Below are 21,661 nucleotides of genomic sequence, written 5' to 3'. Positions count from 1 at the left end.
CAGCACTCTCTGAAAGGCCCACCATGCCCCAAAGTTCCCGCGTCCAAAAAGCCGTGTTTCCCGTCGCCGGCCTGGGCACACGCTTTCTGCCCGCCACCAAGGCATCGCCCAAGGAGATGCTGCCCATCGTGGACAAACCGCTGATCCAGTACGCCGTCGAAGAAGCCTACGCCGCGGGCATACGGCACATGATCTTCGTCACCGGGCGCAGCAAGCGCGCGATCGAGGACCACTTCGACACCGCCTACGAGCTCGAGGCGGAGCTCGAAGCTGCGGGCAAAGACGAACTGCTTGCGCTCGTGCGCTCGGTGCAGCCCAGCGACATGGACTGCGCCTTCGTGCGCCAGCCGCGCTCGCTGGGCCTGGGCCATGCGGTGCTGTGTGCCGAGCCGCTCGTGGGCCGCGAACCCTTCGCCGTGCTGCTCGCCGACGACCTCATGGTCGGCCCGCCGGGTGGCGCGCCCGTGCTCGCGCAGATGATGAGCGCGTTCCGCCAGCAGGGCCGCTCGGTCATCGCCGTGCAGGAGGTGCCCGCCGACCAGGTGCACCGCTACGGCATCGTCGCGGGCGAGAGCGCCGGCGGCCCGCTGATCCGCATTGAGCGCATCGTCGAAAAACCCAAGGCCGCCGACGCGCCCTCGCGCATGGGCGTGGCGGGCCGCTACATCCTCACGCCCGGCGTGTTCGAGGAAATCCGCCAGCAGCCGCGCGGCGTGGGCGGCGAGATCCAGCTCACCGACGGCATCGCCAGACTCCTCGGAAAAGAGGCCGTTTACGCTTACCAATACAGCGGAAAGCGCTACGATTGCGGGAGCAAAGAGGGTTTTTTGGAAGCGACCGTGGAGCTGGCCTTGCAGCATCCGCAAGTGGGCGCATCGTTCCGCGAGTACCTGCGCGGCCTCGAACTCTGAGAATCCGCACGACGGGCGCGGGATGCGCGAGAATCGCTTTTGCTCCCCGGGCCGTTTTTCGCCCCCTTTCCGCTCCTTTCCGCTCTCATTGCGACTTCGAAGGTTGAAACATCCATGCGCTACGAAACCCGCTACTGCACCCACTGCGGCACGCCGCTGATGCTGCTGGCCGTCGCCGAAGACGACGGCATCCACAAAGAACGCCTGCGCTGCCCGGCCTGCGGCTGGACGCATTGGAACAACCCCACGCCCGTGCTCGCCGCGGTGATCGAGCTCGAAGGGCGCGTGCTGCTCGCGCGCAACGCGGCCTGGCCCAACAAGCAGGCTTTTGGGCTCATCACGGGTTTCATGGAGGCGGGCGAGTCGCCGCAGGAAGGGCTGGTGCGCGAGGTCAAGGAAGAAACCAACCTCGACGTGAGCGCGCTCTCGCTGATCGGCGCCTACGACTTCCAGCGCATGAACCAGGTCATCATCGCCTACCACGCCGTCGCGCAGGGCGAGGTGCAGCTCTCGCCCGAGCTCGTCGAATACCGCCTCGAAGCGCCTGAAGAGGTGCGCTGCTGGCGCGCGGGCACGGGCTTTGCACTCGCCGACTGGCTGCGCGCACGCGGGCACGAGCCAGAGTTCGTCGATTTCGCCACGCGCCGCCCCGCCTGAAAAGGTGTGAGAGGCCGAGCGCCCCCGCACCGCACCACCTGGAACACGCCATGCACATCGACAAAGAAATCGACACCCGCGGCCTCAACTGCCCGCTGCCCATCCTCAAGGCCAAAAAAGCCCTGGCCGACATGGCCAGCGGCCAGCTGCTCAAGGTGGTGGCCACCGACGGCGGTTCGCTGCGCGACTTCCAGGCCTTCGCCAAACAAACCGGCAACGAACTGGTCGAGCAGCAAACCGTGGGCGAGGAATACATCCACGTGCTGCGCCGGCGCTGAGCGGCGCGCCGCTCCCAAAAAAAGAGCTACTAGCGCTTGATGGACGAGCACCGTGGCCCATTTTTATGCTTATTTTCTAGTGTAGTGTTTGATGCTTGATGCGACAAATAAAGCCGATGGATTTTTGGTCTGGGCAAGGCGCAAACCGCAGCGATACCGGGTGGTATCGCGAGGATTTGCAACGCGGCCCGGGCCGAAAAGACGCGGTTTTATGTCGCATATAGCGTCGAACACTACACTAGATCAAAGTCCCGGCCCCAGGGCAGACGCGCCGGCATGGCCTGGCGCGTCGAGCGCATCCACCGCGACGTAAAGCTGGCGCCAGGCCTCGAAGGGCAGCGTGTCCGCCGCTTCGATGGCCTTTTGCTCGGCGAGCGTCGCCTGCGCCATGGCGAGGTAGCGCGCCTGTTGCGCGTCCGACCACGGCAGCGCGAGCAAGGCGTCGCGCGCGACCATCGACTGGTGCAGCGCAAAAGCAGGGTAGCTGTTGCCGTGCGCCTGGGCCATGCGTGCGAGCACGCGCGCCGAGGGCGTCTGCTCGGGCGCCCGCACACGTGCCAACGCCTGCTGCAAGGCATCGCTGTAATCGCTGCCGCCCTGCACGGCATCGAGCGCGGCGGCCAGCGGCACGCAGGCGTCGAGCACTTCCTGCGCCCAGGCAGCGAGCGGCACGCTCTGGCCCTGGCGCTGCAGACACAGGCCGGGCTCGCGCCCACGCTCGGCGGTGAGCTGCTGGTTGCGCTGCAGCTCGGCGATTTCTTCAGGCGTGTCGGGCGGGCTGTCGCTGAGCAGGCAGTGCAGCAAAAACACGTCGAGCACGCGCATGGTGGCCGCGCTGATGCCCACGGGCTCGAACGGGTCTATGTCCATCAGGCGCACCTCGACGTATTCGACGCCGCGCTCGTTCAGCGCGTGCAAGGGGCGCTCGCCGCTGCGCGTGGTGCGCTTGGGGCGAATGGTGCTGTAGAACTCGTTTTCGATCTGCAGCAAGCTGGTGGCAAGCTGGTTGTAGTCGCCGCCCGGATTGCGCACGCCCACGGCCTCGTAGGGTGGATAGGGGCGCGTGAGCGCTCCGTGCAGCGAGGCGGCGTAGCCCTCGAGGCTGTTGTAGCTCACCGCAAGGCTGGCTTGCGCGTCGCTCTGGTAGCCGAGGCGCCCCATGCGCAGCGAGGTCGCGTAGGGAAGATACAGCGCGTCCGGCCCCAGCGGCTGCAAACTGTGCGGGCGCCCCCGCACAAAGCACGGGCACAGGGCAGGCGAAGCACCGAACAGGTACAGCAGCACGAACGCATGGCGGCGGAAGTTGCGGATCAGCGCAAAGTAGCCCGCGCTGTCCACGCCCGGCAGCGACCAGTTGTAGTGCACACCCGAAATGGTCTGCATGCGCCGCCCGTAGCGGTGCCCCAGGCCCATGCGGTAAATGCTCTTGGCGCGGCCCACGTTGGACGCGCCAAAGCGCGCGAGCGGAATGGTCTCGTCGGTGGGCAGCGTGCCGGGCATGCTCGCATTCCACAGCAGCTCACCCTGCGCATGCAGCGTGCGCGCGACGTATTGGTGGATTTCGCTGAGCTCGTCCACGCACGCGCCGACACCCGCGCGCGCGCCCGTGACGAGTTCAAGTTGCGATTCGCTGTAGTCGGTGGTGATGTGCGGGTGCGTGAGCGCCGCGCCCAGCGCAAGCGGATGCGGCGTGAGCGCCAGGCCACCACCCGGCAGCACGCGCAGGCCCTCTTTTTCGATGCCGCGGCGCATGCCGGCGATGACCTGGGGCGCGAGGGCTTGGATTTTTTCTTGCAAGGTGCTCATTGTCGGGATCGCATTGAAATTCGGCCCGGAACTTACCACGGCACCCATGACTGTGCTGAACGGGGGATGAAACGCTGCCCCGCAGCGGCGCGAAACCCCGAAAACTCACGCGCCGCGCAACGCACCCACGCCACCCCCGTACAGCCAGGGCTGGTCGAGCAATTGCGCGCCCAGCCAACGCAGCGCCCCGTCGCGCGCCCAGCGCACGGGCCCGCGCGCGTGGAAGATCTGGCCGTTGCGCACCGCGCGCTCCTGTACGCGCGCTGCGCGCTGCCAGCGGTTGAGCGCGTAGCGGCGCAGGCGCAAGGGCACTTCCAGCGCGTCCATGGCCAGTGCGCGCTCGAGTTCGGCCGCGTCCTCGATGGCCATGCCCGCGCCTTGCGCGAGATAGGGGCGCATGGGATGGGCCGCGTCGCCCAGCAGCGCGACCAGCCCGCGCGCCATCTCCTGCGGCCCGCGCAGCGGCGGACGGTCGCACAGCGGCCACAAGCGCCAGCCGCAACCCGCCGCGGCCACGCCGTGCACGACATGCTGCAGCGCGCTGCAGCAGCCGTGCAGCGCGGCGACGAGGCCTGCGGCATTCGCCGCGTGATCCCAGGATTCGAGGTCTTGCGGCGCCGGCCCCTCGACGAGCACCACGAGGTTGTGCAGCTCGCCGCGGCGCACCGGGTAGTGCACCGCGTGTAGGCGCGGGCCGAGCCAGAGCGTGACTTGGTTGACATAGTCGCGCCCTGCAAGGCCCGGCAAGTCCGCCAGCGCCTCGCGCGGCACGAGCGCGCGGTACGCGAGGTGGCCCGAGACGCGCGGCGGCACGTCGCCGAGCAGCTGCGCGCGCGTGCGGCTCCACAGGCCGTCGGCGCCGAGCAGCGCGTCGCCTTCGATCGGCTTGCCGGCGCTGCCGCACCCGGTGACGGTGGCGGTGACGGCGCTGCCGTCGTCGCTGAAACGCTCCAGGCTCTGGCCCAGGTGCAAATCGACGCCTGAATGCGCGCGCGCCGCGCCGAGCAACAGGCCGTGCAGATCGGCGCGGTGGATGGTCACATACGGCGCGCCGTAGCGCTGCTGCATGGTGGCGCCGAGCGGCAGCACTGCGAGTTCGCGCCCCGAGAGCGCGCAGCGCACCTGGATGCGCTGCGGCAGCGCCGCCACGGCCTGCAGCGCCTGCGCAAGCCCCCAGTCGTGCAGGATGCGCACCACGTTCGGGCCGAGCTGCACGCCCGCGCCGACCTCGCTGAAGGCCGCGGCGCGCTCATAGAGGCGCACCTGCCAGCCCGCACGCGCCGCGGCGAGCGCGCCCGCCAGGCCGCCGATGCCGCCGCCCGCGATCAACAATTGTTTTTGCATGCTAAAACCTGTTCACGGTCTTTTTCTGAGGTGCGCTGCCCCGCAAAGGCAGCGTCTGCGGCGTTGCCTCTCCGCTGCTCAGGCGGCCAGCAACTGGCGCAACACGAAGGGCAGGATGCCACCCGCGCGGTAGTAGTCCACCTCGATCGGCGTGTCTATGCGCAGCGTCACGCGCACCTGCTCGCGCGTGCCGTCGGGGCGGTGGATGACCAGGCTGGCGTCGCTTTGCGGCGTGAGCGCAGGGTCGGGCAGCACGTCGATGACCTCGCGCCCCGTGAGCCCCAGCGACTGCCACGAATCGGCCCCTTGAAACTGCAGCGGCAGCACGCCCATGCCGACAAGGTTGGAGCGGTGGATGCGCTCGAAACTGCGCGCCACCACGGCCTTGATGCCCAAGAGCTGCGTGCCCTTGGCCGCCCAGTCGCGGCTCGAGCCCGTGCCATATTCCTCGCCCGCGAACACCACCGTGGGCGTGTGCTCGGCCTGGTAGCGCATGGCGGCGTCGAAGATGAACATTTTTTCGCCCTGCTGCGCGCCGGGGTTTTGGTAGAGCGTGAAGCCGCCCTCCTCGCGCGCGCCGTCGGGCAGCGGCGGCAGCATGAGGTTCTTGATGCGCACGTTCGCAAAAGTGCCGCGCACCATGACCTCGTGGTTGCCGCGGCGCGCGCCGTAGCTGTTGAAGTCCTCTTTTTGGACGCCGTGCGCAAGCAACCATTGCCCTGCGGGCGAATGGACGGGGATCGAGCCCGCGGGCGAGATGTGGTCGGTGGTGATCGAGTCGCCGAACAAGGCCATGATGCGCGCACCGCGCACGGCGATGGAATCTGCATCATTTTGGCCTTTAGCGCCCGTCCCACCTGCGCTGGCAGCTCCTTTATCGAGAGTGAACTGGGCAAAAAACGGCGGCTCGGCGATGTAGGTGCTGGGCGGCCAGGTGTAGGTCGTGCCTTGCACGCCCTGGATGGCTTGCCACAGCGCGCCGGGGTCGGACTGTACCTTGGCGTAATTGGTGCGAAACGCCTCGCCATGGAGCGCAAAGCGCAGCAGCGCGTGGATTTCCTCGCTGCTCGGCCAGATGTCGCGCAGATAGACGGGGCGCCCGTCCTTGCCCTGGCCGAGCGGCTCGCGCGTCAAATCGCGCAGGAGCGATCCGGCGATCGCATAGGCCACGACCAGCGGCGGGCTGGCAAGGTAATTGGCCTTGAGGTTGGGATGGATGCGCGCCTCGAAGTTGCGGTTGCCCGAGAGCACCGCCGCGCACACGAGGTCATTGGCCGTGATGGCCTCGTTGATTTCGGGCGCGAGGTCACCCGCGTTGCCTATGCAGGTGGTGCAGCCGTAGCCCGCGAGCGCAAAGCCGAGCTGCTCCAGGAATGGCAGCAGGCCCGTCTGCGTGAGGTATTCGGTCACCACGCGCGAGCCCGGCGCGAGCGAGGTCTTGATGTGCGGCTGCACCGTGAGCCCGGCCTCCACGGCCTTCTTGGCGAGCAGGCCCGCCGCGAGCATCACGCTCGGGTTGGAGGTGTTGGTGCAGCTCGTGATCGCGGCGATCAGCACGTCGCCATTGCCAAGCGTCACGTCGGCATCGCGCTGCGTCGGAAGTGCCTGCGCGCCCACGTGCACCGGGTAGCGCTCGCGCAACTGCTCGGGCGGGCGGTTGAAGCCGTTTTCGGCCGCGGGTTTGCTGAACAGCTCGGTGAACTGCGCCGCCACCTGGCCGAGCTCGACGCGGTCCTGCGGGCGCTTGGGGCCGGCCAGGCTGGGCGCGATGCTGCCCAGGTCGAGCCGCAGCACCTGCGAGTATTCGACCTCGCCCGCGCGAGGCACGCCGAACAGCCCCTGCGCCTTGAAGTAGGCTTCGAAGGCCTCGATCTCGTCGGCGCTGCGGCCCGTGCCGCGGAAATATTCGATGGTCTTTTCATCGACCGGAAAAAATCCCATGGTCGCGCCGTATTCGGGCGCCATGTTGCCCAGCGTGGCGCGGTCGGGCACCGAGAGAGTGCGCGCGCCCTCGCCAAAGAATTCGACGAACTTGCCCACCACCTTGTGGCGGCGCAGCAGCTCGGTCACGGTGAGCACCAGGTCGGTCGCCGTGACGCCCTCGCGCAGCTGGCCCGTGAGCTCCAGCCCCACCACGTCGGGCGTGAGGAAATACACGGGCTGCCCGAGCATCGCGGCCTCGGCCTCGATGCCGCCCACGCCCCAGCCGACCACGCCGATGCCGTTGATCATGGTCGTGTGGCTGTCCGTGCCCACGAGCGTGTCGGGGTACACCACGCCGTCCGCCCCCTGGTGCACGCCGCGCGCAAGGTATTCGAGGTTGACCTGGTGCACGATGCCAAAGCCGGGCGGCACCACGCCAAAGGTCTTGAAGGCCTGCATGCCCCATTTCATGAACTGGTAGCGCTCGCGGTTGCGCTGGAATTCGAGCTTCATGTTCAGGTCGAGCGCATTGCGTGTGCCGTAGTGGTCCACCATGACCGAGTGGTCCACCACCAGATCGACGGGCACGAGCGGCTCGATTTTTTGTGGCGCCTGGCCCATCCGCGAAGCCGCGCTGCGCATCGCCGCCAGATCGGCGAGCAGCGGCACGCCCGTGAAGTCCTGCAGCACCACGCGCGCGACGACGAACGGAATCTCATCCTTGCGCTCGGCCTGCGGCGCCCAGTTCGCGAGCTGCTGCACATGCTCGGGCAGCACCTTGCGCCCGTCGCAATGGCGCAGCACCGCCTCGAGCACGATGCGCAGCGACACCGGCAGGCGCGCAATACGCGGAAATTGGCGCGCCAGCGCGGGCAGCGAATAAAAGCGCCCGGGCTTGCCTGATGCGGTGCGAAATTCCTCAAGCACCGCCGAATACGGATGTACGAACGTGCGATCAGAAGCAGCCATCACCCATTCTCCCGCCGAAGTCCATGAATCGCGCTATTTTGGCAAACCGGCATTGCGCGCAAGCGCAAGAGCCCACAAAACACCAACCCCGACTCGGGCATGGGGTATCGCGGCAACGCCGGCGGGCTGATTTTGTCACGCACGCGCCGGTGGGTCCTGCCGCATTAAACCCAAATTGTTCATTGGGCGGAATGCCCGGTATGCGCGATGTATGCCCCGTCATTGCGAGGGCCGTCAGGCCCGCGGCAATCCATGCGGCCTTCGATGCAGCGCCTGCGTCCCTTGCAAGGCCGGGGCTGGATTGCCGCGCCCCTGCGGGGCTCGCAATGACGGGTTTCCTTGCCGCGACCAAACTGCCGCGCCACCCGCCTCGCCATCATCCCGCGCTCTAATGAAAAATCTGGGTTAAACCCAGATTGCCAATTAGGCGGTGCTTCGCACCTACGCGGGCGTTGGCGGACGTCTGCCGGTCATTTTGGCCGCGGCTTCGGCGTCCATGGCACCGGCCATGGACTTCTCACCCGCGACCAAACTGCCACGCCAGCCGCCTCGCCATCGTCCCACGTCCTAATGAACAATCTGGGTTAAAGGCAAAAACAGCGAGAATCCACGCAAACACAATGAACGCACCGCCCGCGCGCGCAACCCCATGCAGACAAAAAGCCAGACGCATGGATGCGCCTGGCTTTTACTGCGGAACCAAAATCACAACGGATTCAAGGATTTAGATCAGAAACTGCTCGCGGTTTTCTTTGGGCATCCAGTTTGGCGGCTTGCCACGCCCTGTCCAGGTTTTGCCCGTGGCGGGATCACGGTATTTGGGCGGCACCTTGGAACCCGCCACGGCACCGCGGCCACGCGTGGAAGCACGCCCGGAGGGGAAGACTTCCTGCACCGTCAAACCGAATTCGGCCACCAAAGACCGCGCCTGCGCCAGGGCATCCGCCACTTCACGCTGCCGCGCTTCGTTGATTTGCTGCTCCAGGGCTTCGCGTTGCTTCAAAAGTTCTTTGTAGCTGATCATGGTATCGAATGAAGAGAAATGTGGAAGGAGCGGTCATTATAAACACAGATTTTGCGCATGACCGAAAATTCCCCCTTCTCTGCAGAGAGAAGCCGGGATTATCTCCGGTGTCTGCAGGTCTTGCCAGACTTTGCCTTTCGAATGAATCGCCGCGGTTTTCAAGCCAGAAGCCGTGCCATGGCGTGGGCGCGGCAAAGCATGCGTCAAGATTGCAACAAATAGCGCAAAGGCGCGTTACCCACATCTATCTCCCGCACGGCGGCAATGCGTTGCACGAAGCGATCCGGTTGCGACAAAAAACCATCCTCATACGCAACGATATGCAAACCCGCACAGACTTGCAGCAATTCGCCCGGCTGCAATAAAAACTCCGGCCGCGCTGGGCGCCCCACGGTTTCATTGCCTTGCGCAAAGGTTTCGTAAATCAACACCCCGCCGGGCGCCAGGCTTTGCACGAGGGTAGGAAACAAAGGCCGCCACAGATAATTCGTGACGAGCACCGCACCGAAACTGCGCCCGGCAAAAGGCCAGGGGCCGTTTTCGAGGTCGGCGCACACCAATTCGCCCAGTCCCGCGCAGGCAGACAGGGCCTGCGGCGACGCATCCACGCCGACCACCGCGTACCCCTGGGCGCGCAGCCAGCGCACATGCCGCCCCGCGCCGCACGCCACGTCGAGCACCGTGCTGCCGGGCGGCACCAGATGCGTCCAACGGCGTACCCACTCCGACGGAAGTTGCGTACCATGCACCTGCAATTACTCCTGAAAGATGAGCTGCTTGCGGTGATCCCGTCTTGGCTTGAGGTCAAAATGACCCCAACACCTCAGAAACACCCCCACAACTGGTTCGCGAGCAGCAGCATGAAGTCGGGGTCGGTGTACCCGGCAAACGCCGCGAGCAACGCCAGGCACACAAGGCCCCAAACCAGCCAGCGCCACCGGGAACACCGGCAAAAGCGCCGCCGGTTTTCCACGTCGTCGCGCTGTGACCTTGCCGCGTTCATGGCCGCGCTTCCCCCTCAAACCGGCTGGACCGCCCTGCGGTACGGCGCTTCTCTGACAGGGAGGTTGACCAGGCCCGCAAACACGCCCAGCGCGATCGCAATGACCCACACCAGGTCGTAGCTGCCGGTGCGGTCGTACAAATAGCCGCCGAGCCAGACACCGAAAAAGCTGCCGATCTGGTGGCTGAAAAACACCAGCCCGCCGAGCATCGAAAGATGCTGCACGCCAAAAATCTGCGCCACCGTGGCGTTGGTCAGCGGCACGGTGGAAAGCCACAGCAGCCCGATCACGGCAGAAAACACATACACCGAAAGCGGACTCAGCGGCAGCAGCAGGAACACGCCGATCGCCACGGCGCGGGCCAAGTAAATGGCCGCCAGGATGAAGCGCTTGGGCATGCGCTGCCCCAGCACGCCGGCCGCATAACTGCCCAGCACGTTGAACAGGCCGATCAGCGCGAGCGCCTGGCTGCCCACCTGCGGCGACAAGCCATGGTCCTTGAGGTAGCTGGGCATGTGCACGCCGATGAACACCACCTGGAAGCCGCACACGAAGTACCCGGCCATCAGCAACAGGTAGCTTGGGTAGGCCAGCGCCTCGCGCAGCGCCTGCCCCGCGCTTTGCGCGCGTGGCGCGTGCGCGGCGCTCTGAAACCCCGGCTCGCGCAAGCCCCAGGCCAGCGGCACGATCAAGAGCGCCAGCAGGCCCAGGGCGAGCAGCGCCTGCTGCCAACCCAAGTGCAAAAGCAAGCCGCCTTCCACCGGCACCATGAGAAACTGCCCGAACGAACCCGCCGCCGCCGTCACGCCCATGGCCCAGGAGCGCTTATGCGGCGCAATCTGCCGCCCCAGCACGCCATAGACCACGGCATACGTGGTGCCCGCCTGCGCAGCGCCGATGAGCACGCCCGCGCTCAGGGCAAACAGTGCCGGCGTGCGCGCCCAGGCCATGCCCGCGAGCCCGAGCGCGTACAGCAGCGCCCCGCCGACGAGCACGCGAAAGGCGCCGAAGCGGTCGGCCAGCATGCCCGCGAGCACGCCCAGCAGGCCCCAGGCCAGGTTCTGGATCGCGATCGCGAGCGCAAAGCTCTGGCGCGTCCAGCCCAGGTCCTGCGTGATCGGCTGCAGCCACAGCCCGAAGCCGTGGCGTATGCCCATGGACAGAGTGACGATGGCCGCACCGCAGGCGAGCACCTGGAGCATGGGCAAGCTGCCCGCGAAGGAGGAATGGTTTGCTTGCGTCATGGGAAAAAGCCTTGCATCCACCCGCCCTCACGCCGTGCCCGTGGAGCCATAGCCGCCCGTGCCGCGCGCGCTCGGCGCTGCGAAGTCGGACACCACGTTGAACTCGGCCTGCAGCACCGGCACGATGACGAGTTGCGCAATGCGCTCCAGGGGTTGCAGCGTGTACGCCTGCGCGCTGCGGTTCCAGGCGCTGACCATCAGCTGGCCCTGGTAGTCGCTGTCGATCAAGCCCACGAGATTGCCGAGCACGACGCCGTGCTTGTGCCCCAGCCCCGAGCGCGGCAGGATCAAGGCGGCGTAGCCCGGGTCTTGCAAATGGATCGCGATGCCCGTGGGCACGAGCGCGCAGGCGCCCGCTTCCAGCGTGAGCGGCGCATCCAGGCAGGCGCGCAAGTCCAGGCCCGCACTGCCGGGCGTGGCATACGCGGGCAGCTGCTGCGCCATGCGCGCATCCAAAATCTTCACATCGACCTTCACGGCATCCTCTCGCACGAAGTAAAAAATGGGACGCGCTGCGCCCTGAACAAAGCGACGCACTCTGCGCGCAGCGTCAATGGCGCGGCAGGCGCGCGGCGATTTCGGCGACGAGCTGCTGCGCGAGCACACGCTTGGACGCGCGCGGCAACTCGCGGTGGCCATTGGCATCGACGAGCAGCAAGGCGTTGTCGTCCTGCCCGAAGGTCGCCGGGCCGATGTTGCCCACGAGCAGCGGCACGCCCTTGCGCACGCGCTTGGCGCTGGCCTGGGCGAGCAAGTCCTCGCTCTCGGCGGCGAAACCCACGCAATACAGCGCGCCGCTACGGGCCTGCGGCAGTTGCGCCACGGTTGCCAAAATGTCGGGGTTTTCCACGAAGCGCAGCAGCGGCGGCTCGCCCGTGCCGTCTTTCTTGATCTTGTGCGCGGCCTGCGTGGCCGGGCGCCAGTCGGCCACGGCCGCGGTGGCGATGAAGACCGAGGCGCCCGGCACCTGCTGCAGCACGGCGTCGAGCATTTGCTGCGCCGACTGCACGTTGATGCGCCGCACGCCACGCGGCGTGGGCAGGTGCACCGGCCCGGCGACCAGCGTGACCTCGGCCCCGGCCGCGCGCGCCGCGCGCGCGATGGCAAAGCCCATCTTGCCGCTCGAATGGTTGGTGATGCCGCGCACCGGGTCTATGGCCTCGAAGGTCGGCCCCGCCGTGATGAGCAGCTTGCGCCCGGCGAGCAGCTTGGAGGAGAAGAAAGCCGTCAGCTCCTCGACCAGCTCGTGCGGCTCGAGCATGCGGCCGTCGCCGGTCTCGCCGCAGGCCTGGTCGCCGCAGCCCACGCCCAGCACCGTGGCGCCGTCCTGCGCCACCTGCGCGAGGTTGCGCTGCGTCGCGGGGTGGGCCCACATCTCGCGGTTCATGGCCGGCGCGAGCAGCAGCGGCACACGCTCGCGCGGGCGCGCGAGGCACAGCAGGCTCAGCAACTCGTCGGCGCGGCCCTGCGCGAGGCGCGCGATGAAGTCGGCGCTCGCAGGCGCGATCAGTACCGCGTCGGCATTGCGGCTCAGGTTGATGTGCGGCATGTTGTTGGGCTCGCGCGCATCCCACTGTGAGCCATAGACGGGCCGCCCCGACAGCGCCTGCATGGTCACGGGTGTGATGAACTGCTCCGCCGCCTCGGTCATCACCACCTGCACCGTGGCGCCCGCGCGCTGTAGCTGGCGGCACAGCTCCGCGGCCTTGTAGCAGGCCACGCCGCCGCTCAGGCCCAGCACGATGTGTTTCCCCGCAAGTTCCTCGTCATTCATGGCGGCGAATGTAGCAGAGCAAACTTTGGGCGTCGAAAGCGTAGATGCGCCCCCACCGAGGCAGCGAGACCCGTTTTACCGGCCCTCTTGCACACCGTGAGCAGCACCACCTTGCTATCGGCGAAACCCTTACTCCTGCCAAGCCTGGGCGACCCAGGTGGCCGGCTCGATATGGGCGAAGCGCTTGTTGCGCTTGCCGGCCAGTGCGTCGGGCGGGTTGACTTCGCCATGGAAGATGACGATGCGCGCCCCTTCGGGGATGAAGGGCGCGCGCCAGTGGTTGCTGGGCCAGGGCGGGATGCAGTGGTACTTGAAGCTTGGGCACCATTCGGCAGGCCAGTACGAAAGCTTGCCCTGGCGGTACAGAAAGTCGGAGAGGTAATCCTGCTCGTTGCGAAAGCGCGCCATCACCTCGTCCATGTGCGCGCGAAAATACGCCAGCACGTCGGCATGCGCGCCAAGTTCGAAGCGATAGACCGACGAATTGCCCGTGACGCGCGCGCCAAAGCGCCAAAAGCGCTGGTAGTCGCGGATGATGAGGAACTCGCCCGGTTGCGTGAAAAAGTCGTCGAGGCTGTCGACAACGACCACGTCCAAGTCCAAAAACAGCGCCGTACCGTGGAGGCCATACAGGTCGGCCTCGAAGGTGGTGAGCTTTTTCCAGGCGCCGTCGCGCTGGCCCGGGGCCAGGTGCAGGTTCAGCGGCGGGATCGAAAAGCACTGCACCTCGGGCCGGATGCCGCGCGCGTCGTCGGTCAGACAATTGAACTGAAATTCGCCCGAAAGATGGCGGCGCACCATGCCGTAGAGGCGATTGACGTACTCGGGGCCGTACTTGGTGCCCCATTTCATGCACAGGATGTGGCGCTGCATGGCCGAAGGCACTCAATCTTGCTGCTTTTTGATCGACGTGGGCTTGCGCTTTTTTGCGCGCTTGATCTTGCCGCCCGGAGTCAGGCGCTGGTTGCCCAGCACGCGCAGGCGCTGCACCTCGGGCTTTTGGCCACCGCGCTGGCTGAATTTGAGCACCTTGACTTCGCGCGGGCCGGGCATGCGCTTTTCGTCGCTCTGGCGCTCCTTGGGCGGCACGGGGCGCCACAGCACGAGCAATTTGCCGATATGCTGCACGGGCGCAGCGCTGAGCTCGTCGGCGAGCTGCTGGTATATCAGCTCGCGCGCGCCGCGGTCGTCTTGAAAGACGCGCACCTTGATCAAACCATGGGCCGTCAGCGCGGCATCGATTTCCTTTTTGACGGCGGCAGTGAGGCCGTCGGCACCGACCATGACCACCGGCTCCAGATGGTGGGCCAGTGCGCGTTGTTCCCGGCGCTCGGCCGGAGTCAGTTGAATTTGCGGCATGGGCCGTATTATCGAGGCAGGCACGCAAGCCCCCACGCAAACCGCATGAAAGTCAAAACCCAAAGCAAGAAGGTCAACAAGGCCTGGCTCAACGACCACGTCAATGACCCCTACGTCAAACGCGCGCAGAAAGAGGGCTACCGCGCGCGCGCCGCGTACAAGCTGCAAGAGATCGACGCGCAGTTCGACCTGATCCACCCCGGCCAGACGGTGGTGGACCTGGGCGCCGCACCCGGTGCCTGGAGCCAGTACCTGCGCCGCCGCCTCACGCCAGGCGGCGCAGGGGGTGCACTGGCTGGCTGCATCATCGCGCTAGACATCCTGCCCATGGAGCCGATCGAGGGCGTGACCTTCCTGCAGGGTGACTTTCGCGAGCCCGAGGTCCTGCAGCGGCTGGAGCAGACGCTCGCGGGACGCAAGGTTGACGTGGTGGTCTCGGACATGGCGCCCAACCTCTCGGGCATTGCCGCGGCCGACGCGGCGCGCATCACGCACCTCATCGAACTCGCGCTCGACTTTGCGCGCGCGCACCTGCGGCCCGAGGGCACGCTCGTGGTCAAGCTCTTTCATGGCAGCGGCTACGCCGAACTGGTGCAACAGTTCCGGCAGACCTTCAAAGTCGTCAAGCCCCTCAAACCCAAGGCCTCACGCGACCGCTCGGCCGAAACCTTCCTGATCGGCCGCGGCCTCAAAAATGCGTGAAACTTCACGCCGCCTGCGATACGCTACCGCCTCCTCCCTTTGCCCCTACGAATCCGCAAGCCATGGGTAACCCGCTTCCCGCCATTCCTGCCAAACGCTATTTCACCATTGGCGAGGTTGCCGATCTGTGCGGCGTGAAGCCCCACGTGCTGCGCTATTGGGAGCAAGAATTTACCCAATTGCGCCCCATGAAGCGCCGCGGCAACCGGCGCTACTACCAGCACCACGAAGTGCTCATGATCCGCCGCATCCGCGAGCTGCTGTATGAGCAGGGCTTCACCATCCAGGGGGCGCGCAACCGCCTGCAGGAGCTCGCGCAGCAGGGCCGCGACGCCCTCCAGGCGCGGGGCTCCACAGACTCCGAGGATATGGCCGATGCCATGCTCTTGTCGGGCCAAGCCCAGCCAGTGTGCGCAGACGGCGCTGGATGCGACGTATTCGACGCGCACGCCGTGCGCGCAGAGTTGCTCGCCATTCGCGCCCTGCTCTCGTGAGCGCGGTCATGTGCAAACCCTTTAGCCAAGTCGAAAAGGTGCCTGCGCAATACAGCGCTCAACTACCACAATCCAGGCTCGGCTCAACCAGGGGCTGAAAGTCTGGGCAGGCAAGCCCTGAGAAATCTTTGACGTTGCGCGTGAGCAGCACCAGGTCGTGTTTCAGCGTAGTGGCGGCAAGGAGGTTGTCAAAGTTATCGTAGCGCTCGCCGACTTTCACATGCTCCGCAGCGGTTCGGCCACAAAAGTCGCACTTTTTGCGGGTGCGACTCATTTTCACGATACAGTCCAAGCTTTCTTTTACATTTCGCTTGCACTCGCATCGCAGCTTCCCCCAACCTATTCCCTCTCAGGAGTCCCCATGAAGATCGCTTCGCTGACCCTCATCGCCGCTACTACCGCCATGCTGCTTTCCGGTTGCGAGACGACCGATATGAAGATGGGCAATGCCGATGCCAAGACGGTCGCCACGGGTGCCGCGGCGGGGGGCTCCAGCACCAACACCAACAGCGCGCTGGAAAAATGCGCTACGCCGCTGGGCACGGTGTCTTTGATCGAAAACCAGTCCGCCGGCTGGTACACGATCCTGACGGGCGAATACAAGCTGCCGCCGACGTCCAACCTTTTGCGCTTGCTGATCCAGCAATCGAACTGCTTCATCGTCGTGGAACGCAGTGCCGCGGGCATGAACGCCATGAACCGAGAACGTGCGCTGCAGCAGTCGGGCGAGATTCGCAAGGGCAGCAATTTTGGCAAAGGCCAGGTCGTTTCGTCGGACTACGGTCTGTCGCCTGAAATCGTGTTCAGCCAGAACGATGCGGGCGGCATGGCTGCTGGCGTCGGTGGCTTGTTCGGCAGCGGCGGGCGCGCCCTGGCGGGCCTTGCCGGCAACACCAAAACGCGCGAGGCCAGCGCCATGCTGACCTTGATCGACAACCGCTCGGGCGTGCAGGTTGCAGCCTCCGAAGGCAGTGCCTCCAAGACCGACTGGGGTGGTTTTGGCGCCCTGTTTGGCAGCTCCGCAGGGGGCGGGATAGGCGGCTACAGCAACACGGCCCAAGGCAAGGTGGTTGCCGCAGCCTTCATGGATGCCTACAACCAGATGGTCGTCGCATTGCGCAACTACAAGGCGCAAACCGTGCAGGGCCAGGGCCTCGGGGGCGGCGGGCGCCTGGGGGTCGATGGTGGGGTGGCTCCTTCGCAAACTTCGGCGCCATCTTCTGCCACGAGCAGCAAGAAAAAGAAAAAGCAGCAATAAGCGCGCTCTACTATGCGACAGCGGCCCTGCGTGGGCCGTAATGCCGGGTCGCTGCCAACTTGTCGGATGTGCCACGCCATGGTGAAGCCCTAGGGCAAGGAGTTGGTTTCATCGAACCTTCGCGCCACCGCTCTATCATCAGTGCAGCCATGGCGCGAACGCACCCCTCTTAAGGGGCGTCATTGAATCTGCTCCATGCCTGCGGCACCCGGAATCCGACGGGCGCCGCCATTTTTTTGACGAAAGGATTTTTCATGAGCATCCAAACCATAGGCATCATCGGCGCCGGCACCATGGGCAACGGCATTGCGCAGGCTTGCGCCGTGGCGGGGCTGCGCGCCGTCATGGTCGATATTTCCGAGGCGGCGGTGCAAAAGGGTCTGGCAACCATCGCGGGCAGTCTGGAGCGCCTGGTCAAGAAGGAAAAACTTAGCGCCGCCGACAAGGACGCCGCGCTGGCGCGCGTCCAGACTTCGACGCAGTATGAGGCGCTGCAGCAGGCGCAGCTCGTGGTCGAGGCAGCAACCGAAAACTACGACATCAAGGTCAAAATCCTGCAGCAGGTGGACAAGCTGGTCGGCCCCGAGGTCATCCTGGCGTCGAACACGTCTTCGATTTCGATCACTCAGCTTGCCGCCGTCACGGGCCGCCCCGACAAATTCATCGGCATGCACTTTTTCAACCCCGTGCCCGTGATGGCGCTGGTGGAGATCATCCGCGGGGTGCAGACCAGCGACGCCACGCACGACGCCGTGCAGGCGCTCGCGCGCCAGCTCGGCAAGTCGCCGATCACGGTGAAGAACGCGCCGGGCTTCGTGGTGAACCGCATCCTCGTGCCCATGATCAACGAAGCCTTTTTCGTGCTCGCCGAAGGCCTGGCGACGCCCGAGGACATAGACGCCGGCATGCGCCTGGGCTGCAACCACCCGATCGGGCCGCTCGCACTGGCCGACATGATCGGGCTCGATGTGTGCCTCGCGGTGATGGAAGTTTTTTTGAAAGAGTTTGGCGACAGCAAATACCGCCCCTGCCCGCTGCTCAAGGAACTGGTCGCCGCCGGACACCTGGGCCGCAAGACGGGCCGCGGCGTTTATCACTATTGACCGGAGCGAACTGGACTGCATCGCGCCCGGGCTCCCGGTGCGATGCAGCCATGCGCTACGGCCCACTACTCGCTCAATACCCTATCGTCATACCGGGCACGTCCACGCGCACGATGGGCCGGCCGAGCAAAGCGCAGGTCGCGCGCGCGAAGTTCGTGGCCCATTCGCGGTGCTCGGGTTTGGAGAAGTAGTCTTCCCCCGCAGCCTGGGCCACCGTGAGCACCTTGTCCACGCTCAAGACCTTGCCCACGGAGCGGATGATTTCGCAGTCGAAGGCCTTGAACTGCGCATCGAACCAGGCCCGCGCGTCTTCTATGTCCATGGGCTGCGCGTCGCGCAGCTCGAAACGGTATTTGGCGGCTTCGCCCCAGCTCACATCAACTTCGTTGTGCATTTTTGCTCCTCGTAAATAAATAAAAAATAGAAATGGCGCTGCTTAGCTGATGACGGGTTAGCTGATGGCCGGTTTGTCGGCGCCGATGATGCTGCTGCGCAGCTCGCGCTTGAGCACCTTGCCCGTGGCCGTGCGCGGCAGCGCAGGCACCAGCAGCATCTGCTTGGGGATTTTGAAGTGCGCCAGCTTGCCTTCACAAAAAGCGCGCACTTCTTCGAGCGTGAGCTGCGTGCCTTCGTGCAAGGCCACCACGAGCATGGGCACCTCGCCCCATTTTTCGTCGGGCACGCCGATGACCGCGGCCTCGCGCACGGCGGGGTGGCGGTAGATGACCTGCTCGACCTCGGTCGGATAGACGTTTTCGCCGCCCGAGATCAGCATGTCCTTGATGCGATCGACGATGTAGTAAAAGCCTTCTTCATCCTGGCGCGCGAGGTCGCCGCTGTGGAACCAGCCGTTGCGAAAGGCCTCTGCCGTGGCCTCGGGGCGGTTCCAGTAGCCCACGAAAATGTTCGGCCCGCGCAGCACCAACTCACCCGCCTCGCCCTGGCGCACGTCCTGGTCGCTGGCATCGACGAGGCGCATCTGCATGTGCGTGAGCGGCTTGCCAACCGAGCCGTTTTTGCGCAGGGTGTCGCGGTTGCCAAGGAAGCAGGCGTTGGGCGCGGTTTCGGTCATGCCAAAGCCTTCGAGGAAGCACAGGCCGCGCTTTTGGAAAAACTCGATCACCGTGATCGGGCAAGGCGCCCCGCCCGACATGAGCACGCGCAGCGACGAGAGGTCGTACTGGTCGATGTCGGGCATCTGGCTGATCGCAAGCCACATCGCGGGCACGAGGAACAGCATGGAAACGCGCTCGCGCTGCACCAGGCTCAGCGTTTCGGCGGGGGTGAACTGCGGGTGCACGACCACCTTCGCGCCTTTGTAGATCGCGGGCAGGGTGTGGATGTTGAGCCCGCCAATGTGAAACATCGGCGCCACGGTGAGCACGATGTCGTCACTGCTCAGCCCCGCTTCGCTGAGCAGCAGGTTGAAGGCGTTCCAGGTCGTGTTGCCGTGGCTCAGCAGCGCGCCTTTGGGCCGCCCCGTCGTGCCCGAGGTGTACATCATGAGGTGCGGATCGCTTTGCACGATGGATGTGCGCTGCGCAGGCGGCTGGGCCGCGGCCAGGGCCTGTTCGTAATCCGCGTCGCCGGGCATGGGCGCGCCCGAGCCTGGCACGTAAAAGGCGCAGGCGAGCGGCGTGTTGGGCCGGATGGGCGCCACCAGCGGCGTGAACTGGCAGTGGTACACCAGTACCTGGGCGCCGCAGTCGCCCAAGATGAACTCCACCTCTGCCGGACTCAGGCGAAAGTTGATGGGCACAGCGATGGCGCCCAGGCGTGCGCAGGCAAACAGGGTTTCGAGGAACTCGCTGCCGTTGAGCAGCAGCAGCGCGACGCGGTCGCCCTTGCGCACCCCGCGCCCAGCCAGCACGCCCGCCATGTGCGTTGCGCGGTGGAGTAGCTGTGCGTAGCTGAGCCGCAGCGCGCCCACGACCAACGCCTCCTGGTCGGCGTGGTGCAGCGCGTGGTAGTCGAGCCAGTCGCCGATGCCGCCGACGCGGTGGACTTCGTCGCTGGATGTATCAGCCCCAAGGTTTGTCACAGTCGTCTCCTTTGATGATTTTTTGCATTGAAGAAAATTCGGCACTCCACGCAACAGGCATTCAGTCGCTGCGCCCGGCGAGCAGGCGCGTGGCGGTATAGCTCATGACCTGCGTGCCATGCTGGTTGAACACGTCGATGCGCGAAGTCACCACGGCGCGGCCGCTGCGTGAGGTTGGGCGGATGCCCGTAACCTCGACCACGGCTTCGATGCTGTCGCCCACGCAGACCGGCGCGAGGATTTTTTGCTGCATTTCGAGCAGCGCGAGCCCCGTGCCCTGGATCATGGTCTGCGCGAGAAAACCCTCGATCAACACATAGGTGAGCGCCGCGGGCACGGGCCGGCCCGATATGGCGCCGCCTTCGTAGGTGGTGTCGATGAAGATGACTTCGAGCATGCCGCTGGTGCTGATGAAGTTCACCAGATCGGTTTCGGTGACGGTGCGGCGGAAGGTGCGCAGGCGCTGGCCGACCTGCAGGTCTTGCCAGAAAAAGCCGCGCCCGAGTTGCGGCAGCGCGCGGTCAGGACCGGTGGGCGCGGGGGCTGGGGTTGCTGGGGTTGCTGGGGTTGCTGGGGCTGGGTTCATCATGTCTCCTTTTGCTTTTTTTACATGGAAGCCTGCAGCATAGCGCGGTAGTCGTCGGCGGTGGCAAGGCGCGGGTTGGTCTGGTGGCAGTGGTCGGCGAGCGCGCCGCGGATCACGGCGTCGAACTGCGCGGGCTTCACGCCCAGGGCCGCGAGCCCGGTGGGCAGCCCAAGGCGCGCATTCATGTCACGCAGCGCGGCGGGGATGTCACCCGCGCTCGCCAGGCCCATGGCCTGCGCCATGCGCTCCATGCGCCGCTCCTGCTGCACGCTGGGGCTCGCGGCGTTGAATGCGAGCACGGCGGGCAGGAACAGCGCATTCAGCGTGCCGTGGTGCAGGTGCGGGCTCAGGCCGCCGAGGCTGTGGCTCAGCGAATGCACGCAGCCCAGGCCCTTTTGGAAAGCGAGCGCGCCTTGCATGCTCGCGCTCATCATTTGCAAGCGCGCGGTGCGGTTCTGGCCATCACGTGTGGCGGTTTCGATGTGCGCCCAGCCGCGCGCGAGGCCGTCGAGCGCGATGCCGTCGGCGGGCGGGTTGAAGGCCGCCGACATGAAGGTTTCCATGCAATGCGCGATCGCGTCCATGCCCGTGGCCGCCGTGAGGCCCGGCGGCAGGCCCAGCGTGAGCTCGGGGTCGCAGATCGCCGCACGCGGCACCAGGTGCCACGAGTGGAAACCGAGCTTGCGCTGGTCTTCGACGATGAGGATGGCGCCGCGCGCCACCTCGCTGCCCGTGCCGCTCGTGGTGGGCACGGCGATCACGGGTGCCACCTGGTCGGTGATGCGCGGCGAGCCGCCCTCGATGGTGGCGTAGTGCACCAGCGGCCCCGGGTGCGTGGCGGCGATGGCGATGCCCTTGGCGCAGTCGATCGCCGAGCCGCCGCCCACGGCGATCAGGCCGTCGCACTGGTGCGCGTGGTACAGCTGCACGGCCACGCGCACGGCGGCCTCGGTGGGGTTGGAGGGCGTCTGGTCGAACACCGTGACGGGCAGGCCGCCCTGCGGAGCCTGCAGCGCCGCCAGGGCCTTGTCCAGCACGCCGGCGGCGCGCACGCCAGCGTCCGTGACCACGAGCGGGCGCGTGATGCCCACGCGCGCGCACTCCTGCGGCAGCAGCCGCACGGCGCCGAAGTCGAATTGAATCTGGGTGACGTAGTGGATGAAAGCCATGGTGCCAAGTGCAAA

The 21,661-nt window shown here is 66.0% G+C and carries 23 protein-coding genes; 7 read left to right on the top strand and 16 right to left on the bottom strand.

Features of this window, described 5'->3' with window-relative positions:
• Nucleotides 1-23: 23 nt before the first annotated feature.
• The 3 genes from galU (at nucleotide 24) to PYV55_RS04400 (ending at nucleotide 1,846) form a co-directional block, all read left to right on the top strand.
• The gene (gene galU / locus PYV55_RS04410) at nucleotides 24-911 is read left to right on the top strand and encodes a UTP--glucose-1-phosphate uridylyltransferase GalU (protein WP_144728730.1); all 888 of its coding nucleotides are present in this window, start codon (nucleotides 24-26) and stop codon (nucleotides 909-911) included.
• Nucleotides 912-1,025: 114 nt separating this feature from the next.
• Nucleotides 1,026-1,568, top strand: coding sequence for an NUDIX hydrolase (locus PYV55_RS04405; RefSeq protein ID WP_144728728.1), 543 nt, complete (start codon nucleotides 1,026-1,028; stop codon nucleotides 1,566-1,568).
• Nucleotides 1,569-1,618: 50 nt separating this feature from the next.
• Nucleotides 1,619-1,846: a sulfurtransferase TusA family protein gene (locus PYV55_RS04400; RefSeq protein ID WP_275849488.1), complete on the top strand. Its 228-nt coding sequence runs from the start codon at nucleotides 1,619-1,621 to the stop codon at nucleotides 1,844-1,846.
• A 243-nt stretch (nucleotides 1,847-2,089) separates the two neighbouring features.
• Here the strand turns inward: PYV55_RS04400 and gshA are convergent, their stop codons facing one another.
• The 11 genes from gshA to PYV55_RS04345 all read right to left on the bottom strand — a co-directional run bounded on the left by gshA (nucleotide 2,090) and on the right by PYV55_RS04345 (nucleotide 14,293).
• A complete protein-coding gene (gshA, locus tag PYV55_RS04395; RefSeq protein ID WP_275849487.1) occupies nucleotides 2,090-3,652 on the bottom strand; it encodes a glutamate--cysteine ligase in 1,563 nt (520 codons plus the stop codon).
• A 105-nt stretch (nucleotides 3,653-3,757) separates the two neighbouring features.
• Nucleotides 3,758-4,996 carry an FAD-dependent monooxygenase gene (locus tag PYV55_RS04390; RefSeq protein WP_275849486.1) on the bottom strand — a complete coding sequence of 413 codons (1,239 nt, stop codon included), beginning with the start codon at nucleotides 4,994-4,996 and terminating at the stop codon, nucleotides 3,758-3,760.
• Between the two features lie 78 nt (nucleotides 4,997-5,074).
• Nucleotides 5,075-7,888, bottom strand: a complete 2,814-nt coding sequence (gene acnA, locus PYV55_RS04385; protein ID WP_275849485.1) for an aconitate hydratase AcnA — start codon at nucleotides 7,886-7,888, stop codon at nucleotides 5,075-5,077.
• A 724-nt stretch (nucleotides 7,889-8,612) separates the two neighbouring features.
• The gene (locus PYV55_RS04380; RefSeq protein WP_275849484.1) at nucleotides 8,613-8,912 is read right to left on the bottom strand and encodes an H-NS histone family protein; all 300 of its coding nucleotides are present in this window, start codon (nucleotides 8,910-8,912) and stop codon (nucleotides 8,613-8,615) included.
• A gap of 203 nt (nucleotides 8,913-9,115) precedes the next feature.
• Nucleotides 9,116-9,661, bottom strand: a complete 546-nt coding sequence (locus PYV55_RS04375; RefSeq protein ID WP_275849483.1) for a class I SAM-dependent methyltransferase — start codon at nucleotides 9,659-9,661, stop codon at nucleotides 9,116-9,118.
• Between the two features lie 74 nt (nucleotides 9,662-9,735).
• On the bottom strand, nucleotides 9,736-9,915 hold the full coding sequence (locus tag PYV55_RS04370; RefSeq protein WP_275849895.1) for a hypothetical protein: 180 nt from the start codon (nucleotides 9,913-9,915) through the stop codon (nucleotides 9,736-9,738).
• 15 nt (nucleotides 9,916-9,930) lie between these two features.
• Entirely contained in the window at nucleotides 9,931-11,160 is a 1,230-nt protein-coding gene (locus PYV55_RS04365) for an MFS transporter (RefSeq protein ID WP_275849482.1), read from the bottom strand.
• A gap of 27 nt (nucleotides 11,161-11,187) precedes the next feature.
• Nucleotides 11,188-11,637 (bottom strand): dUTP diphosphatase, encoded by a 450-nt coding sequence (gene dut, locus PYV55_RS04360; protein WP_144729384.1) that lies wholly within the window; start codon nucleotides 11,635-11,637, stop codon nucleotides 11,188-11,190.
• Between the two features lie 73 nt (nucleotides 11,638-11,710).
• Nucleotides 11,711-12,934, bottom strand: coding sequence for a bifunctional phosphopantothenoylcysteine decarboxylase/phosphopantothenate--cysteine ligase CoaBC (gene coaBC / locus PYV55_RS04355; protein ID WP_275849481.1), 1,224 nt, complete (start codon nucleotides 12,932-12,934; stop codon nucleotides 11,711-11,713).
• A 129-nt stretch (nucleotides 12,935-13,063) separates the two neighbouring features.
• The gene (locus tag PYV55_RS04350) at nucleotides 13,064-13,807 is read right to left on the bottom strand and encodes a glycosyltransferase (RefSeq protein ID WP_275849480.1); all 744 of its coding nucleotides are present in this window, start codon (nucleotides 13,805-13,807) and stop codon (nucleotides 13,064-13,066) included.
• A 12-nt stretch (nucleotides 13,808-13,819) separates the two neighbouring features.
• Nucleotides 13,820-14,293, bottom strand: coding sequence for a YhbY family RNA-binding protein (locus PYV55_RS04345; RefSeq protein ID WP_275849479.1), 474 nt, complete (start codon nucleotides 14,291-14,293; stop codon nucleotides 13,820-13,822).
• 45 nt (nucleotides 14,294-14,338) lie between these two features.
• Here PYV55_RS04345 and PYV55_RS04340 point away from each other — a divergent pair, with 45 nt between their 5' ends.
• Entirely contained in the window at nucleotides 14,339-14,995 is a 657-nt protein-coding gene (locus PYV55_RS04340) for an RlmE family RNA methyltransferase (protein ID WP_275849478.1), read from the top strand.
• A 62-nt stretch (nucleotides 14,996-15,057) separates the two neighbouring features.
• Nucleotides 15,058-15,489, top strand: coding sequence for a MerR family transcriptional regulator (locus PYV55_RS04335; RefSeq protein WP_275849477.1), 432 nt, complete (start codon nucleotides 15,058-15,060; stop codon nucleotides 15,487-15,489).
• 58 nt (nucleotides 15,490-15,547) lie between these two features.
• Here the strand turns inward: PYV55_RS04335 and PYV55_RS04330 are convergent, their stop codons facing one another.
• The gene (locus tag PYV55_RS04330; RefSeq protein ID WP_275849476.1) at nucleotides 15,548-15,769 is read right to left on the bottom strand and encodes a PIN domain-containing protein; all 222 of its coding nucleotides are present in this window, start codon (nucleotides 15,767-15,769) and stop codon (nucleotides 15,548-15,550) included.
• 81 nt (nucleotides 15,770-15,850) lie between these two features.
• Here PYV55_RS04330 and PYV55_RS04325 point away from each other — a divergent pair, with 81 nt between their 5' ends.
• Both PYV55_RS04325 and PYV55_RS04320 read left to right on the top strand, forming a co-directional pair.
• On the top strand, nucleotides 15,851-16,747 hold the full coding sequence (locus tag PYV55_RS04325) for a CsgG/HfaB family protein (RefSeq protein ID WP_275849475.1): 897 nt from the start codon (nucleotides 15,851-15,853) through the stop codon (nucleotides 16,745-16,747).
• Between the two features lie 254 nt (nucleotides 16,748-17,001).
• Nucleotides 17,002-17,850 (top strand): 3-hydroxybutyryl-CoA dehydrogenase, encoded by an 849-nt coding sequence (locus PYV55_RS04320; protein WP_275849474.1) that lies wholly within the window; start codon nucleotides 17,002-17,004, stop codon nucleotides 17,848-17,850.
• Nucleotides 17,851-17,923: 73 nt separating this feature from the next.
• Here the strand turns inward: PYV55_RS04320 and PYV55_RS04315 are convergent, their stop codons facing one another.
• The 4 genes from PYV55_RS04315 to PYV55_RS04300 form a co-directional block, all read right to left on the bottom strand.
• Nucleotides 17,924-18,244 (bottom strand): hypothetical protein, encoded by a 321-nt coding sequence (locus tag PYV55_RS04315; protein WP_275849473.1) that lies wholly within the window; start codon nucleotides 18,242-18,244, stop codon nucleotides 17,924-17,926.
• Nucleotides 18,245-18,301: 57 nt separating this feature from the next.
• Nucleotides 18,302-19,891 carry an acyl-CoA synthetase gene (locus PYV55_RS04310; protein ID WP_275849472.1) on the bottom strand — a complete coding sequence of 530 codons (1,590 nt, stop codon included), beginning with the start codon at nucleotides 19,889-19,891 and terminating at the stop codon, nucleotides 18,302-18,304.
• 61 nt (nucleotides 19,892-19,952) lie between these two features.
• Complete coding sequence (locus PYV55_RS04305) at nucleotides 19,953-20,477, bottom strand: MaoC family dehydratase (protein ID WP_275849471.1); 525 nt, start codon at nucleotides 20,475-20,477, stop codon at nucleotides 19,953-19,955.
• Between the two features lie 20 nt (nucleotides 20,478-20,497).
• Nucleotides 20,498-21,646: an iron-containing alcohol dehydrogenase gene (locus PYV55_RS04300; RefSeq protein WP_275849470.1), complete on the bottom strand. Its 1,149-nt coding sequence runs from the start codon at nucleotides 21,644-21,646 to the stop codon at nucleotides 20,498-20,500.
• Nucleotides 21,647-21,661: the final 15 nt, after the last annotated feature.

The sequence above is a fragment of the Extensimonas soli genome (genome assembly GCF_029211265.1).
Taxonomy (GTDB): Bacteria; Pseudomonadota; Gammaproteobacteria; order Burkholderiales; family Burkholderiaceae_C; genus Extensimonas; species Extensimonas soli.
The sequence above is the reverse complement of the archived record's forward strand: the minus strand, read 5'-3'. Positions and strand labels throughout refer to the sequence as shown.

Coding starts and splice junctions, on each gene's coding strand:
- galU (WP_144728730.1), top strand. CDS start 24: ATGCCCCAAAGTTCCCGCGTCCAAAAAGCCGTGTTTCCCGTCGCCGGC.
- PYV55_RS04405 (WP_144728728.1), top strand. CDS start 1,026: ATGCGCTACGAAACCCGCTACTGCACCCACTGCGGCACGCCGCTGATG.
- PYV55_RS04400 (WP_275849488.1), top strand. CDS start 1,619: ATGCACATCGACAAAGAAATCGACACCCGCGGCCTCAACTGCCCGCTG.
- gshA (WP_275849487.1), bottom strand. CDS start 3,652: ATGAGCACCTTGCAAGAAAAAATCCAAGCCCTCGCGCCCCAGGTCATC.
- PYV55_RS04390 (WP_275849486.1), bottom strand. CDS start 4,996: ATGCAAAAACAATTGTTGATCGCGGGCGGCGGCATCGGCGGCCTGGCG.
- acnA (WP_275849485.1), bottom strand. CDS start 7,888: ATGGCTGCTTCTGATCGCACGTTCGTACATCCGTATTCGGCGGTGCTT.
- PYV55_RS04380 (WP_275849484.1), bottom strand. CDS start 8,912: ATGATCAGCTACAAAGAACTTTTGAAGCAACGCGAAGCCCTGGAGCAG.
- PYV55_RS04370 (WP_275849895.1), bottom strand. CDS start 9,915: ATGAACGCGGCAAGGTCACAGCGCGACGACGTGGAAAACCGGCGGCGC.
- PYV55_RS04365 (WP_275849482.1), bottom strand. CDS start 11,160: ATGACGCAAGCAAACCATTCCTCCTTCGCGGGCAGCTTGCCCATGCTC.
- coaBC (WP_275849481.1), bottom strand. CDS start 12,934: ATGAATGACGAGGAACTTGCGGGGAAACACATCGTGCTGGGCCTGAGC.
- PYV55_RS04350 (WP_275849480.1), bottom strand. CDS start 13,807: ATGCAGCGCCACATCCTGTGCATGAAATGGGGCACCAAGTACGGCCCC.
- PYV55_RS04345 (WP_275849479.1), bottom strand. CDS start 14,293: ATGCCGCAAATTCAACTGACTCCGGCCGAGCGCCGGGAACAACGCGCA.
- PYV55_RS04340 (WP_275849478.1), top strand. CDS start 14,339: ATGAAAGTCAAAACCCAAAGCAAGAAGGTCAACAAGGCCTGGCTCAAC.
- PYV55_RS04335 (WP_275849477.1), top strand. CDS start 15,058: ATGGGTAACCCGCTTCCCGCCATTCCTGCCAAACGCTATTTCACCATT.
- PYV55_RS04325 (WP_275849475.1), top strand. CDS start 15,851: ATGAAGATCGCTTCGCTGACCCTCATCGCCGCTACTACCGCCATGCTG.
- PYV55_RS04320 (WP_275849474.1), top strand. CDS start 17,002: ATGAGCATCCAAACCATAGGCATCATCGGCGCCGGCACCATGGGCAAC.
- PYV55_RS04315 (WP_275849473.1), bottom strand. CDS start 18,244: ATGCACAACGAAGTTGATGTGAGCTGGGGCGAAGCCGCCAAATACCGT.
- PYV55_RS04305 (WP_275849471.1), bottom strand. CDS start 20,477: ATGAACCCAGCCCCAGCAACCCCAGCAACCCCAGCAACCCCAGCCCCC.
- PYV55_RS04300 (WP_275849470.1), bottom strand. CDS start 21,646: ATGGCTTTCATCCACTACGTCACCCAGATTCAATTCGACTTCGGCGCC.